The organism is Bowmanella pacifica, assembly GCF_014645355.1.
GTDB lineage: Bacteria > Pseudomonadota > Gammaproteobacteria > Enterobacterales > Alteromonadaceae > Bowmanella > Bowmanella pacifica.
Genome location: NZ_BMLS01000005.1, coordinates 118,117 through 133,448, shown reverse-complemented (window position 1 = coordinate 133,448; position 15,332 = coordinate 118,117). Strand labels below are relative to the sequence as shown.

General features: G+C 47.2%; 13 protein-coding genes and 1 other RNA gene. 2 read left to right on the top strand and 12 right to left on the bottom strand.

Annotated elements, in window-relative coordinates; genetic code table 11:
- Positions 1-131: 131 nt before the first annotated feature.
- The 5 genes from IEX02_RS14990 to IEX02_RS14970 all read right to left on the bottom strand — a co-directional run bounded on the left by IEX02_RS14990 (position 132) and on the right by IEX02_RS14970 (position 8,230).
- Positions 132-1,436 (bottom strand): aspartyl/asparaginyl beta-hydroxylase domain-containing protein, encoded by a 1,305-nt coding sequence (locus IEX02_RS14990; RefSeq protein WP_188696917.1) that lies wholly within the window; start codon positions 1,434-1,436, stop codon positions 132-134.
- Complete coding sequence (locus tag IEX02_RS14985) at positions 1,420-2,178, bottom strand: O-methyltransferase (RefSeq protein WP_188696915.1); 759 nt, start codon at positions 2,176-2,178, stop codon at positions 1,420-1,422. Before IEX02_RS14985 ends, IEX02_RS14990 begins: the two co-directional genes overlap by 17 nt.
- Positions 2,179-2,186: 8 nt before the next feature.
- On the bottom strand, positions 2,187-3,941 hold the full coding sequence (locus IEX02_RS14980; RefSeq protein WP_188696912.1) for a 2OG-Fe(II) oxygenase family protein: 1,755 nt from the start codon (positions 3,939-3,941) through the stop codon (positions 2,187-2,189).
- Between the two features lie 138 nt (positions 3,942-4,079).
- Complete coding sequence (locus IEX02_RS14975) at positions 4,080-6,836, bottom strand: TonB-dependent receptor domain-containing protein (protein WP_188696910.1); 2,757 nt, start codon at positions 6,834-6,836, stop codon at positions 4,080-4,082.
- A gap of 299 nt (positions 6,837-7,135) precedes the next feature.
- On the bottom strand, positions 7,136-8,230 hold the full coding sequence (locus tag IEX02_RS14970) for a tryptophan 2,3-dioxygenase family protein (RefSeq protein ID WP_188696908.1): 1,095 nt from the start codon (positions 8,228-8,230) through the stop codon (positions 7,136-7,138).
- A gap of 117 nt (positions 8,231-8,347) precedes the next feature.
- Between IEX02_RS14970 and IEX02_RS14965 the strand changes: the two genes are divergently transcribed.
- Positions 8,348-8,626, top strand: coding sequence for a late competence development ComFB family protein (locus IEX02_RS14965; protein WP_188696905.1), 279 nt, complete (start codon positions 8,348-8,350; stop codon positions 8,624-8,626).
- A 9-nt stretch (positions 8,627-8,635) separates the two neighbouring features.
- On the opposite strand, the gene ffs is transcribed toward IEX02_RS14965, so the two are convergent.
- Positions 8,636-8,732: signal recognition particle sRNA small type (gene ffs, locus IEX02_RS14960), an RNA gene on the bottom strand.
- Positions 8,733-8,837: 105 nt separating this feature from the next.
- Positions 8,838-9,890, bottom strand: coding sequence for a Glu/Leu/Phe/Val dehydrogenase dimerization domain-containing protein (locus IEX02_RS14955; RefSeq protein ID WP_188696902.1), 1,053 nt, complete (start codon positions 9,888-9,890; stop codon positions 8,838-8,840).
- Positions 9,891-10,113: 223 nt separating this feature from the next.
- Between IEX02_RS14955 and IEX02_RS14950 the strand changes: the two genes are divergently transcribed.
- A complete protein-coding gene (locus IEX02_RS14950) occupies positions 10,114-10,581 on the top strand; it encodes an Lrp/AsnC family transcriptional regulator (RefSeq protein ID WP_188696899.1) in 468 nt (155 codons plus the stop codon).
- 34 nt (positions 10,582-10,615) lie between these two features.
- Here IEX02_RS14950 and maiA read toward each other — a convergent pair whose 3' ends face one another.
- From maiA to phhA, 5 genes are all read right to left on the bottom strand, one after another.
- Complete coding sequence (gene maiA / locus IEX02_RS14945) at positions 10,616-11,269, bottom strand: maleylacetoacetate isomerase (protein WP_188696896.1); 654 nt, start codon at positions 11,267-11,269, stop codon at positions 10,616-10,618.
- A complete protein-coding gene (locus tag IEX02_RS14940; protein ID WP_188696893.1) occupies positions 11,269-12,282 on the bottom strand; it encodes a fumarylacetoacetate hydrolase family protein in 1,014 nt (337 codons plus the stop codon). The genes maiA and IEX02_RS14940 overlap by 1 nt, the downstream gene beginning before the upstream one ends.
- Positions 12,283-12,462: 180 nt before the next feature.
- The gene (gene tyrR, locus IEX02_RS14935) at positions 12,463-14,019 is read right to left on the bottom strand and encodes a transcriptional regulator TyrR (RefSeq protein WP_188696890.1); all 1,557 of its coding nucleotides are present in this window, start codon (positions 14,017-14,019) and stop codon (positions 12,463-12,465) included.
- Between the two features lie 140 nt (positions 14,020-14,159).
- Entirely contained in the window at positions 14,160-14,498 is a 339-nt protein-coding gene (locus IEX02_RS14930) for a 4a-hydroxytetrahydrobiopterin dehydratase (protein ID WP_188696889.1), read from the bottom strand.
- A gap of 24 nt (positions 14,499-14,522) precedes the next feature.
- Positions 14,523-15,326 carry a phenylalanine 4-monooxygenase gene (gene phhA, locus IEX02_RS14925; RefSeq protein ID WP_188696887.1) on the bottom strand — a complete coding sequence of 268 codons (804 nt, stop codon included), beginning with the start codon at positions 15,324-15,326 and terminating at the stop codon, positions 14,523-14,525.
- Positions 15,327-15,332: the final 6 nt, after the last annotated feature.

The window sequence follows — 15,332 nt, the reverse complement described above, 5'->3', positions numbered from 1 at the left end:
AGTCAAGCATAAAACCAAACGGCAAAATTGAGTTCACAGACCGGGAGAAAGTTCTTCTGTGCTGCCTACCAGAAGATATATACAGCAGGCAAACCCTTAATAAGAAGCGATTGCGCAGAGGAAATAAGCCATCATATTCCATCACCCGGCGTATGCTGACGATTAAATACGCCAATTTTTTCAATCAGCGTCGTTAACGCCATACACTCTTCCTGACTAAGAAAAGGGTTCCATATATCTGCCAACAACACCGCCCTCAGTTGCTCACTGCGGTTCCAGGCTTCATGCAAATAGGTGTCATCAAAGGCAAATATTTTGCCCTGTTGCCAACTAATCTCCTGAACATTCAAAAGATTTAAACGGCAATGGTCAGGAATGATAAGCCCCATATGCAATACCGCCCGACTATTCGTTACTCCACGATGAGGTAAAATATGGCTTCCGGGCTGCATCAATGAGAAACAGACTTCCGGCCCGTGTTCTTTTATTCTTACTAAAGGCAATGTTTGTAAAGCTGCTGATGTATTAGGACAACGACTATGGTTATCTGAAAAAGTTTTGCCATGTCGATGAAAGAAGAAAGCATTCCAATCCCCTCCTTCCGTTAGCCCCCTCCCCGCCTCACCTTCCTGGAAGAGTTTGAACTTATAGCCATCATCAAGAAGAGCGTGCAATTCTTGGATAATTTGTTCGCTCTTGCTTTCGTATTCTTCAGCAAAGGGCAAGGATTCAGCATCAAACACCGGAGAAATAGGCAAATCTGGTACGTATAAAAAGGAAGGAATCTGGCGCTTATCAGCCAACTCTAATGGCAATTCACCACTGAACATTTTCATAGTTTTACTGACACGCTGCATCGCCTCTTTACCGTATTCCTCCCATAGCGGCTCGAGCCAGGAGTGAAATAAGTGCTGTCGATACTGCTCAACTGTCTTCAATGCATGCAGGACAAAAGCTCGACACCAAGGCGCAGTAGATGCTTCGTTGTGCCAAAACCCTTTTCGATTGGCGGTGTTAATGGCAGACAAATAATGCTGGGTGGCTTGCTCTAATTGACCTTGCACCTCTAAGAGGCGTCCTAAAACCAACCGACTCGAATACGCAAATGGCAAAAGCTCAACTAGCTTAATTAGTGCTGTTCCTTGCGGGTCTGTCTCTGCTAATTTCTGCAAAACCTGTCCCAAGTGATGATGCCATACAGGCTCGACACGATGGGTGCTCAGTAATGATTCCAAGTTAAAGGCTGCCTCAGCAAAGCGACCATGACGGGAAGCAAAGCGATACAAAAACACATTTGCCTCAACGGAGTACTCAGCATGCTTAAGCAACTTTCGGTAACTTTCCGCTGCGCCTTCATGTAACCCACTTTGCGCTTGCTGCCTGGCCTCCTGCAGCGTTACATCCATGTCGGCGCCTTCTTTAGCCTCGTTTTGCATATGGCTTATCCCAATCTTCAGAATGAATGAGTTTTGCGCCTTTCGCATAAGAAGGCTGTCTTGATTCCAAGGTACGAAAATTAAAGTCTCTGTGCATAAAAATTGAAGTGGTTGATGTATGGCATTCACATGGCTTAAAACCACTCATGTCGACCTGAATCAAACCAGCATCTCTAAGTAGCTTTGCTGTATTAGGATGCCAATCTGCATTATCAAGCACGACAACGCCGCCTTTCGCCAGTTTACTTAACGCCACTGTCGCACAGTCAAAACGATAGCCCGCGCCATCAACCACAATAACGTCAAAAAGCCCCTCTTCGCCTTCCAGCGCAAAAGGAAACTTATCTCCCTCTGCGAACAACAATTTTGTTTTGCTATTGAGCTTAGGCTTGAGACTGCTGTACCACTCTGGATTATTTTCGACGCTGACGACTTGGGCGGCTCTCTCCATCCAAAACATGGTCGAGGCGCCTGCGCCATATTCAAATATTCGCTTATCGCTATAATCAAACTGATAAAGGTATTCGATTGCCGGATAGGTGTACAAAGGCAGATATTGGCCATTTTCATCTTGCGCGACCCCCTGCTCCGTAGAACGGTAGAAACCGTAAGCATTTCGTAAAATGTTTGCACAGGAAGCCAAAAACATTTCACCTTTAGACATTTCAATTGCCCCAGGATGACGCTTTAATCGATCATCATTAGCTTGAGCACTGGTAAAGTTTCCCCAAAACACTGCCATCTCTCCTCTTATTCTTCTACTGGTACAACATCAAACGCCACTGTCACTCTGTACTCCTGATCATCAAAAGGTTCAGTGCCATGCCACATCATAGACGGAAACAAGGCAACACTGCCTGCCTCAGGCTTAATGCAATAGTCAGGATCCATGGAAAACAGTCTTCCTAACTCCGCCTGGCCAAATTTTATCCAACCATTTCCGCTGCGCTGCACGGCTTTAGGCACTGACACATAATAACTTCCGCTTATCCACCCCTCACTATGATAATGGTTACGATGATATCCGCTATTGTTGAGCCTGACGGACCAGGCTCCGCTGAACAAAAAGTCTTGTCTTAATCGTCTTGTAAAAGGATGTGAATTATCAAAGGAAAGGTGGCTAATGTAGGCGGCGATAACTTGTTTAAGTTGCTTCTCAAGAAACTTAACGCTTTCTATGTCACGTCGAAAAAGATGGCCTTCGGTCTGAGTACCTGTCCGTAATGACTGTTCAAGTGGATGCCTAGCACTAGCATGCATATTTTGCAGGTCATGCAAAAGTTGTTGGTTAAACTCTGATATATTGGAATAACCTGAAGGACAAGGTAAAACGTATGCCTTAACGAATTTGTCAAAATCGTATAGCTTTCTGTATTCTCTTAGGTTCCCAGCTAACTTTAAGCACGCCGCTTTCATGGCCCACCAAGCCTGGTTATCTGTCTCTTTCTCGATAAGTTGGTCGCAACAACGCAGTGCCGATTTGACATCACCTTCACTTAAATGGCACAACATTAATTCATTTATCACGCTAGTGTTTTTCTCAGACATTGGCAGTGCTTTTTTCAAAACATGTTGCGCTTCCTCGATCTCTCCTTGCTCTCTTTTGATATGTCCCTTCAACAGCAATGCTTCAAGTGGCCACACAGAAACGGGAGACTCTTCCAAAATCTGTTCGGCACTTTGTAGTTGTTCAGATTTAACCAACCGATTGGACAGATCGCAACGCAGTGGCCAGGAATTGGGGTTCGCACACAAAGCCTGATAATAGTCATCCAGCCAATCAACGTCCCCCATTAGCCAACGTATATCTGCCATGCTTCCAAGCACTTGCTGATTTAGCGGGTCTTTTTTTAACAGTGCACGAAAACATTCTATGGCCGACTCACTTCGGCCACTGAAATGCAAATTAATCGCTAACTCTCTCACAAGTAAATCGCTCTCCTGGCGATCACACAACAGCTCTACCGCTTCGTCATGCAAACCTTTTTCCCGATAGCACTGTGAGAGTGTCAAGAGCACAGGAACAGAGTCACTGCCACCTTCTAGTATTCTGCAGAGAACACCAATTGCTTCATCAAGGCCTCCGGTTTGAATCAGGCTTTTAGCCAACGCAACCGCGGCGGACGCAAAATCAGGTTTATTGGACAAAGCTTGCTTAAGAAACCTGGAAGCCTCTGCATATTGCTTTTTCTCTAGTTTTAGTAATCCGGCATTGTATTGCGCGTCAACAAAGCCGGGACGGCACCTTAAAGCCTCATGGAAACATTGCATGGCCTTGTTGCTATCGCCCAACTGCTTCAAAAGATTACCGTAATTATTCTTAATCTCTGCATCATTAGGTGCCAGTTTCATCGCTTTACAGAAAGCCTGTTCACTTTCTTGCAGTTTGCCCAACTTCCGCAAGCACAATGCAAATACATGCCAAATGAGGGGATGACTTACGCCAGCCGCCGTCAGCTGTTTAAGCAATGGCAGCGCAACTTCATATTTTTGCTGCTGATACAAGGCAATTGCCTGCTGAGCTATTTGTGTAACGTTATTTCTCATAAACTCAGAGCTTCAGGAAAAGTGGAGTTAAGTGTGCCACATAAAAGTCTATAAAAAAAAACCAGCCCGAAGGCTGGTTTTCTGCAAAAGCTCTAATTAGAACTTAGCTGTCACACGGGCATACCAGTACATACCAGCAGTATCGTATGAAGATGACAAGGTGTTCATATCATCATTGTTGGTTGTGTAAGGAGGCTGCTTATCAAACAAGTTCCTTGCACCTAAAGTAAAGGCGTAGTTGTCCATGTAGTAGCTACCCTGAACATCGTGATATACCACAGAGCCAGCGTGGTTGCTGAGGTTGTCACTATTGGCCAGATCTTCAACAGACTCGTCGTCGGTACCCATCATAAAACGGCTCATCCAGGTGAAAGAGAAATCACCTGCAGTATAAGTCGCTGTAAAGTTGGTACGCAGTTCAGAGAAAGCTGCAACATTCTGCTCCCATTGGTCTTCGCCGTAGAATCCAGCCAGTTGGATGGCCTCTTCCCCTGCAAATGGAACGTAATCGTATTTATCCAACCATGTTCCATCCAAACGAAGTTTCAAACTACCTTCACCCAAATCCACTGCGTAATTTGCATCAAAATCCACACCAGCGGTTTCAAAGGTTGAAAGGTTAGCGTTAGTTACCAAAATACCAGACATAGCCCCCAGAACATCACGACGAGGCGACGTTGGGTAAGGAACACGGTCAACAGCAGCAGCACCCACAAGCAGATCACACAATGGGCTACTGAAATTAGGGCTCTCATAACAGCCATTGATAATGTTACTGGTACCAGCTGTACCAATACCATTAGTGATTTCAATATCAAAGTAGTCTATCGCAATACTGAAGTTCTCAATAAAGTCGGGCGTGTAAACAAAACCCGCGGTCAGGCTTTCTGATTCCTCAGGCTGCAAATCAGGGTTACCACCGACAATGGAACTGGACTGGTTAGACGTCAGTTTAAAGTCAGCAGGCAAGCCATCAGCCGCACAGTTAGCTTTCACTGTTGCACTTTGAGGCGCACCTGGCAGACCGTATTCGGTACAAGGCTCGTTGTAGTTCAGGTTTGATTCTTGCTGAGGAGCAAACAACTCTGAAATACTTGGAGCACGGAAACCATCGGCTTTAGTGGCACGAATCAACAAACCTTCAAAGGGTGTATATTCCAAACCGATTTTGGTGTTGGTCTGCGCATCCAAGAAGTCATAATCAGAACGGCGTACCGCAGCAGACAAATTCAGAGATTCAACACCTGGCAAATCCGCAAGAATAGGTACACTCAGTTCCAGATAGGTTTCTGTTACTTCGTACTGACCTTCAGTTTTATCGCCAGCAACAGAGTAAATTTCGCCGATCAGGGCTGCGCCATCAGGTTGAAACAGGTAGTCTTCCCAACGTTTTTCAATACCAACGGCCCAAGCAACCGCACCGGCAGGCAGTTCAAAATCCCCAAGGTCGCCCGTCAGGTTAGCCAGCAATTGTTTGGTGGTACCACGCACGACGGGTGAATTAGGCAGGAACGCGTAGTCTAATTGAGCCTGATTTAGGGTATCCATCTTGAACGGATTCCATAAACCTGGGCATGCAGGATCCGCCGCACACTTAGTTGGATCGGTCAGGTTACCGAAACGTTTAGGGTTAGCACGACCAAAATCTACACGGGCGTCAATAAAGCGCGCATAGTTATAAGATGCGTCCCACGCCCAGCCATTATCCAGGAAGCCCTCAAAACCAAACACCATACGGTAGTCAGAGAAGTCCTGAGTAAAGGCACGGCCACCGGTTTCTGTCAAACGACGGTTAATAACCAGCTCTTCGCCAATTGGATTATCCGGATGGTCAGCGGACACAACTTGTCCCCAGAATGTGCCCTCTGGACCCATTAACTGATCTGATTGACGGTTAGTAAAACCACCTTCCAGGAATACGCTGGTATCATCGAACACTTCATAGCTTGCCGCAGCGTTAATACTGAAAACTTCCTGAGGCGTCACCATATAGCTGGTTGTCGCAAAGTTATAAGCGTCGGTAGCTCCGTTAAGCTTTCGAATTTCCCCTGTATTGGGGTCGACTACCATGCTCTTGTAGGCTGTACCAGGGGTCAGCGAAGTCCAAGTCCCCATCGCAGTAGTACCGGAACCAAAGCATACTGGCTCGTCATCGCCATCAGTCAGAGGGCACTCTGAGAAATCACGGTCTTTCTGGCCAATAGGCTGGCGATTCGTGTATTCCAGAGACAGAACCACGTTACCCTTGTCACTGGAAGTACCAACTGTCGCTGCGACTTTAGAAGTTTCACCATCGCCTTTACCGGTCAGGTCGTATTGAGCAACGAACTCGGCACCTTCAAAGTTGCGTTTGGTGATGAAGTTAACAACACCGGCAATGGCGTCTGAACCATAAACTGTAGAGGCACCATCACGCAGCACTTCTACACGCTCAACAAATGACATAGGAATAGAGTTCAAATCACTGAACGCAGTGCGACGACCATTGACCAAAATCAATGTACGGCCGGAGCCTAAACCACGCAAGGATACAGTGGCGGAACCATTACTTCCGTTGTTAACGTTAGAGCCTTGGGCAGAACCATTTACTGCTGGCAAAGCTTGGATGTACTTTTCAATGGTGGGCACACCTGCCGCTTCAAGATCCTGAGCAGTCAGGACCGTAATGGGGCTAGCAGACTCCATATCGGTACGTTTGATGCGAGACCCTGTTACAGCGATTTTCTCTACACCCTCAGCACCTTCGTCGCTTTGCGCTTCTTGAGCGAAAGCGATGGGTGAAAATGCAACAGAAGATGCGCCCAGAGCTAGCGCCATGCGCACAGCTCCAGCTAGTCTAGATTTAATATACATGTTTGTCTCCCTGGACCACTAAACTTGTTATCTAGTGATTTTTGTTATCCGCTTAAGCGGTTATTTTTGGTAAGAGGTAGTGAGCCTCTCATTCGATAATATACAAAGGGCTTTAATTTGGTCAACCGGCGTTAGTAACTAACCTTAATCAAACTTTAATATTACTGTTGATGAAAAAAGCCCACCCGTAACAAATAGTTTACATTTAAAACAAAAGCAAAGTTGAAATCTGCAACCTGTTACGGAACTTTCTAACTTTAGTCCGCTACAGCATTCTAATGCTAGCAAAGAATGTGGTACTACAGTCCAACCATAACAAAGCCCAACTGACCTTTCACATTTGCTGGTAGCTCCGGCAATGCCGCCTTGGGCAGCATAAAGGTAGCCATATTAAAAAAGTCCTTGAAGATACGATTAGACTCAGTGGTGCGCTTCAAATATTCATGTCCTGAAGACCCGCCAGTTCCTATCTTTCCGCCCAGCATACGTTGCACCATCATGGCGTGGCGATAACGCCAGATAGTCAGTTTCTCGTCGATTTCGGTCAGGCAGGTAATAAACTGGTAAGGCAGGTTAAACAGTGGTTCTTCATTATATTGGTTGATAAAAAGTGCCGCGAGCAGGGCGCGCTGTGACAATCTGAAATGCCCCTGACTTTGCCAGTTGCTGTATTCTTGCTCATCCCACAGCGCAGCAAAGGTGTCACGGGTCGATTGCAGCTCTCTTAATTCCTGGCGCCTATCTTTCTCGCTCAGGGTGGGATTACCTTGGATGATGGCTTCATCACTGGCTAGCATTTTATCTGTGGCCTGGCGATATAATGCCCAGAATTTGAAATCATCAAACTCCAATAGCGGCAGGCGTTCCAACCAACGTTGTGTCAACTCAAACAAACTGTCTTTCTTTTCCAAGGCTTCCAGAAAGTCTCTGTCCTTTTGTTCCAGGCGGTTATAAAAAGACTGCTTGTCAAAATCGATGCGAAATTCGCGCTTCAAGCCTAAGCCGATTTCCAGCATCTTAAATTGAATGCTCTGAAACCCTGATGCAGGTACCAGGTAATCGCGAAATGCCAGAAACTCTTGGGGGCTCATGGTTTCCATAACGCTGATTTGGTCATTGAGCAAACCTTGAATACTGATAACCCGTTTCAACCTATGAACCACAGTAGTGAGTTGCTGATCTTTTACCTGTTGCGCCGAAAAGACGTCAATGACCGAAGACAATTCATGCAGGATTTGCTTAAACCAGAGCTCGTAGACTTGGTGGACGATAATGAACAAGGTTTCGTCGTGAGCAGGTTCACCATACTTGGCACTTTGCAGATGTTGGGCACTGAGCAACTTGTCCAATTGCAGGTAATCACCGTAATAGCAGGGATCCACATTCTTTTTCATGATTATTATCCGTTATTTTGACAAACTGGAGTTTACCATCATGATATGGCGGTTGTGCTTGGCTGGATGACAATTCATCAACTAGCCTTCTGGAATCAATTGTGAACAGGATTAAACATGAAACTGGATGATGATATTCATAACTATTATGAAAACTTAGTGCTGGAGAGAATCGAAAAACTCGGCTTACACAAGGATAAAGACGACGACTTTATTGCGGATTTAAGCTGCCTGACACTGAATCAATGCCCAGCACGCTATATCCGTTTTGAAGTTGATATGGCGTTCTATATCTCGACCAGTGAAAAACAGCAAATGGAAATGAATGTAGCCGAAGCGATGGAGAAAGCGCTTAAGTATCTAAACTCAGACGACGCGAAGAAAAAAGCAGTGTAGAGGTGGCGGTCCCACCAGCCACATCCCGGCACATGAGTCCTTTACTGCGGCTGCTCCCTTCCGGGCCTGACCGGGTTCATAAAGTATCATTGCGGGAGGACCGACAGGACCACCATTGATATGCAAAAAAGGCGTCAAAGCCGCCTCTTAGGCGGCGCGCATTATCCCCGATGCCCAAGCGGGTTGCAAGGGCGCGGGGATCATTTTAGGTTTATTCGGCCAGAAAACGTTCTTCGGCCATCTGATTAGCTTCCAGATTAGTGGGTAACCCTTGTTGCTCAGCACGCTGATAAATCTCGACTAAGGTGTCACCAATCCCTTCGATATGTTTACGCATAGCATCTGCACTGCTATCCATTTTCTGGTGATAAATATCAATCACGCCACCCGCATTGATGACATAATCCGGCGCATACAGGATGCCTCTCTCTTGTAGCATTTGCCCATGGCGTTCTTCAGCTAACTGGTTATTGGCAGCGCCCGCCACCACTTTAGCCTTAAGCAATGACAAGCTATTGTCATTAATGATTGCGCCCATGGCACAAGGAGCAAACACATCCACATCTAAACCAAATATCTCATCGGGCGAGACAACGGTGGCACCCAATTCCTGCGCTGCCCTATCCAGGTTATCCGGGTAGATGTCCGTGACATACAATTTCGCCCCTTCATTATGTAGGTGCTCTGCCAAGCGATAGCCAACGTGCCCCAGCCCCTGAATAGCGACCTTCACACCGTTTAAGTCAGATCCCAACGCATGACGAACTGAGGCGCGCAGTCCAACAAATACACCATAAGCCGTAGAGGGCGCAGGATTCCCGTCGGCTTCGCCACCGTCGTATCTGAATTTGGCCTGCGTACCGGCAATAAACTGGCTGCGCTGCGCCATCAACTGCAAGTCACTGACCGCAATACCTGAATCTTCGGCAGTAATGTACTTTCCGCCCAATTGCTGAATGAAATCGCCCATTGCCAGCATCATCGCTTCAGACTTGTCCTTGCGCGGATCACCAATAATCACCGACTTGCCGCCGCCCAGCTTGAGATTTGCCATGGCAGACTTATAGGACATCCCCTTGGACAGCCTTAGCACATCAGTCAATGCCTCTTCGCTGCTGGCATAAGGCCACATCCGACAGCCCCCCAAAGCTGGGCCCAAATTCGTGTTATGCACGGCAATAATGGCTTTCAAGCCCGATTTGGCATCATGAAAAAAAGCCACTTGTTCGTGATTGTCATAAGCCTTGTGATCGAAAACAGACATATAGTAATTACCCTGTAGATAAGCGGGATGTTAGAAAATTGTTGCTCATGGTAGCGCATGGCGCAGAGGACATGTCTTGCTAACTTTAGCGTAAGCCCAGGCTCGATGAGCAACACCAATCTTAAAAATCGAATCTGAGTAGGAGGCTTATCCTAGTAAATTCAGTTGAAAAACGCCTTGTTTTTCCGCATCCTTGAGCCACTTTGTAAACCCCCTGTGTTTTATGAAATTAGATAAATTTGATCGCGAAATTCTGCGTGTACTACAAAAAGACGCCACCGTCTCCATGGCCGAGCTCAGTCAACGGGTTGGACTATCCCACACCCCTTGTTGGCGCCGGGTTAAACGCCTGGAAAGTGACGGTATTATCAAGCGCAAAGTCACCCTGCTGGATGGAAAAAAGCTAAACCTTGGCGTCAGCGTTTTCATCTATGTAACACTGAAAAACCATGACGAAGAGTCACTCAATGGTTTTGAAGCTGCGGTTCAACACATCGCCGAAGTGGTGGAATGTCACACCACCAGCGGTGAAAAGGACTATTTACTTAAAGTGGTCGTAGAAAGCATTGAAGAGTACGAGTTACTGTTAAAAAGTAAGCTTACTCACCTGCCCTGCGTCGATCACCTCAGCTCGACCTTTGCACTAAAACAGGTGAAGAACACCACCGAGCTGCCCATCAAAAATCAATAATTGTGCTCTGCCCGGCTAGCCGGGCATTGCCTTATTACTGTGCATCAGGCTGGTTCTCGGGCAAGGCCGCCACGAACTCGGGCAACTTATTGCAATTTTCATGGATCCGCTTAATCAATGGAAATGCATCCATATCTACGCCAAACCTGACGGCATTGTATATTTGCGGCACCAAGCACACATCCGCCAAACTTAAATCAAAACCAAAACAGTACTTACCAGCAGTATTCTGCAGTCGCTTCTCAATGGCCCCAAATCCCTTTTCAATCCAGTGGCGACTCCAAACCGCTTTCCCTTCAGCATCAACCTTGTATTGCGCCTCCAGATGTTGCAGTACGCGTAAATTGGCCAAAGGTTGAATATCCGCCGCAATATCTTGCGCCAGTGCTCTCACCCTGGCTCGTTGCAACTTATGCTCAGGCAGAAGCTTTATCCCAGACGAATATTTCTCATCCAGATACTCAATGATGGCCAGCGACTGATTAAGAATAATATCTTCGTCTTCATCCACCAGTGTCGGCACCAACTCAGCGGGATTTAACCCAAGGTAGCTAGTCTGGTGTTGTTCGCCGCCATCTTTAACAAGATGCACCGGCACATATTGATAGGCAATAGCTTTGAGATTAAGTGCAATGCGCACCCGGTAACTGGCAGAAGAACGCCAATAGCCATATAGTTTAATGCTCATTATGGATACTCTTTGATCTGTTGTTCAATGGCGCCAAACACGCTGGCCCCCTGCTCATCAAGCATTTCGATACGTATTCTATCGCCAAACTTCATAAAGGGCGTGCTTGGCTGTCCATCCCGGATGGTTTCAATCATGCGTACCTCGGCGATACATGAATACCCCACCCCGCCATCTTCAATGGCACTACCGTAATCCGTCCCCTGTTTGTTAGACACGGTACCAGAGCCAATAATGGCGCCGGCAGTCAGGTTTCGGGTTTTTGCTGCATGCGCAATCAACTGCCCAAAATCAAAGGTCATATCTACCCCGGCATCTGGCTTACCAAACAATGCGCCATTGAGAGTGGAGAGCAAGGGGTGCTTTACCTTAAAGCCTTGCCAAGCATCACCAAGCTCATCTGGCGTAACTGCAACAGGAGAAAAAGACGAGGCGGGCTTAGACTGGAAAAAACCAAATCCTTTCGCCAGTTCTTGTGGAATCAATCCTCTTAGTGACACATCGTTAACCAGCATCACCAAGCGGATGTGGTTACCCGCTTCCAGTGCGGATACCCCCATTGGGACATCACCAGTCACCACCGCAACTTCAGCCTCAAAATCAATACCCCAGCTCTCGTCTCCCACCAGGACATCGTCATTTGGACCGATGAAATCATCCGAGCCCCCTTGATACATTAGCGGGTCGGTCCAGAAGCTCGGGGGGAGTTCAGCGCCTCTGGCTTTTCTGACCAATTCAACATGATTAACATAGGCACTACCGTCTGCCCATTGATAAGCCCGGGGCAAGGGTGACTCACACAAACTGGAGTCAAACGCCATCACATCGTCCAACTGGCCGATGTTTAAGGCATGATAGGTCGCCTGCAGGTGCATGGATAAGGTGTCCCAGTTATCCAACGCATACTGCATAGTGGGTGCAATATGGGTAACGGCAACGGCTGATTGGAGATCTTTGCTGACAACGACAAGTTGTCCATCACGGGTGTCATTCTTAAGTGTCGCTAGTTTCATACGTCTTTCTTGGTTAGTTCGAAATTCTTGGGCACAGTAAGCTTACAAAAGGCGAACATACTGTTAATGTGGATATCATTACTAAACAATAGCTGAGTGCTAAATTAAAGTGCACGGGGTATTGTTCCCCGTGCCAGACTGTCTATTACAGCGTAACAAAGCATTTACGCAATGCGTCCACTATACCTTGACGGTTTTTTTACTGATGCCGTATTCACGCAATTTATTGGCAATAGCAGTGTGACTCAGCCCTAACTTACGGGCTAACTGCCTGGTACTTGGGTAAGCCGGATAAAGACGGCGTAGCAAATCCTTCTCAAAGCGCTTAACCTCTTGATCCAGGGTGCCTTCTATTTCACTGGAAAAGTAACCCGAGCTGGCCACGGTATCAGGCAATTGGATATCTTCCTTGCCCAACTCATCACGCTCCAAAAGGGTCAGGGCCCGATATAAAGCATTCTCCAACTGCCGCACATTTCCCGGCCAGGGATAACCCTGCAGAAACTCGACACAGGACTTGTTAAGCTTAGGCGGTCGACGACCTAACTTGACGCTTTGGCTTTTCAAAAAATGTTCAGCTAAACCAATCACATCGGTTTTCCTTTCCCGCAGCGACGGGATAGCCAGGCTCAATACATTAAGCCGGTAATACAAGTCTTCGCGAAAACGTCCCTCGACAACCATTTGCGCCAGGTCTTTTTGGGTAGTGCCGATAATGCGCACATTTACAAGCAACTCGCGGGTATCTCCTACCCGCCGATAAGTGCCGTCCTGTAACACGCGCAGCAGCTTTGCCTGCAATGACAACGACATGTCACCTACTTCATCTAAAAACAACGTGCCGTTTTCTGCTTGCTCCAGCAATCCACTCTTTGCCTCACTTTGCCCATAAGCGCCCTGTCCATAACCAAAGAGTTCCTGTTCGGCCATATCGTCAGGCATCGAGGCGCAATTCAGTACCACAAACTCATGCCCTCGCCGGCGGCTGGCCTGATGACAGGCCCTGGCCATCATTTCTTTACCTGTCCCCGTTTCGCCCACCAGTAAAATCGGTGCGTCCAGCTCGGCCATTTTCTTAGCTTCCCGAACCACCTTTTTCATTTGCGCACTGCTGGCATGAATTTCGTTGAAAGAATCACCGCTTGCCTGATGAAAGACGGTTAACTGCTGTCCCAGACGATACTCGGACTTCAGCAGCAACACAGCCCCCGCCAGCACAGAATCTGCTTCTCCATCCGCCACCATGACCGGCAAAATATCGGCTAAAAAGTCTTGTTCGATAAATTTGACCTTTTGGGTTTGCGCCAGCACCTGCTTGCCATCCAACCAACGACCAAAGTTGAACCCTTTTATAAACTCGGTGATATCTTTACCTACCAGTTCCTCTTGCGTACTTTCCAGGCTGGAAACCGCCGCTTCATTAACTAGCAGGATATCGCCACGACTATCAATGGAAAAAACCGGATCCGGGAGTGTGCGTAGCAACGCTCTAAGCTGGTTTTGCTCACGCTCAATAGGCATAAAAGGGGTGGTTTTGACATCCTCAATGCCGTCAATACGACGAATCTTGGGCATCAAATGCTGAAACTCAGCAAATTCGACATTAGGAAAATGCAAAAAAATCTTGCCGCTGCTGTCGATCTCTATGCCACGCAGGTTGATCTCATATTCAACCAATATATCCAGCACATCCTGGGTGATCCCAAGGCGATCCTGACAGCTGATCTCCAAACGCATAGACAAATCCAATGTGACTAGGTTGTAAACATTTTATGACATTCAAAAGGGTGAGAACAGAGAAATCTGGTACACCAGCCAGTAAGCATGGGTGGGAAAAGGATAAGCAGGCTTCGGCGACCTACCGAAGCCTGTGCAACTCACTTCAGCAAGGCGTCGGTTTTGGCCGCACAAATAAAGTCATTCTTATGCAGTCCGTTAATGGCGTGGGTCCACCATGTGACGGTCACTTTGCCCCATTCGAGCAAGATAGAAGGGTGATGGAACTCGGCTTCGGCCAACTCAGCTACCTGGTTGGAAAAAGCCCACGCCAGCTTAAAGTTCTTAAACTTGAACTCGCGTTCCAATTGCATAACACCATCCCTGACCTGAGGTACCCAATCAGGAATATCGCGCATCAACTCGGCTAACTCCTGCTCAGATACTTGAGGCGCATCCGCCCGGCAGGCTTCACATTTTTGTTGGGTCAAATCACTCATCGTTCTGTTATTCTCCAATCATCATTAGCTGGCAATTTTTTGCGGTTTGGGTGGGAACTTAGGCGTATGTAACCCCAGTTGTTTAGCTTGTTCCACCAACGCCATCATGTCCATTTCGGCAAGCCCGAAAAGATCATCCAGCCCCTGTAAGGTGTAATAAACCGGTTGCATGATATCAATGCGGTAGGGGGTGCGAAGAGCCTCTAACGCCACCATATCATGACGCTCAGGCTTATCACTCTCAAGCGCATACAGGGTTTCCCCAGGTGAAGAAAGGATCCCACCACCATAAATCCGCAGTTCATTCGCTTGTTTAAGTAAGCCAAACTCCACGGTAAACCAGTACAACCTAGCGAGGTAAACTCGGTCTTGCTTACTCGCGGCATAACCCAGCTTCCCATAGGTATGGGTAAAGTGGGCAAATGCCTTATTGGTCAGTAACGGACAATGACCAAATATTTCATGAAAGATATCCGGCTCCTGCAGATAGTCGAACTCTTCCCTGCTGCGGATAAACGTGGCCACCGGAAACTGTTTGTTAGCCAGAAGTTTAAAAAACTCATCAAAATTAATTAGGGCTGGCACCTGCGCAACCTGCCATCCCGTTGTTTTAGCTAGAACCTGGTTTACTTCATCAAGCTGAGGGATTCTGTCCTGAGGCAGATTCAGTAATTCCAGACCATGCATAAATTCATCGCAAGCTCTTCCGCGAATAATCTCCATCTGGCGCGCGACTAAATCATGCCAAACCAGATTTTCTTCGTCGCTCCAGTGAATCACCCCATTCGCATCCGGCTGACGGGAAACATATTGGGTACTCTTACTCATACATTT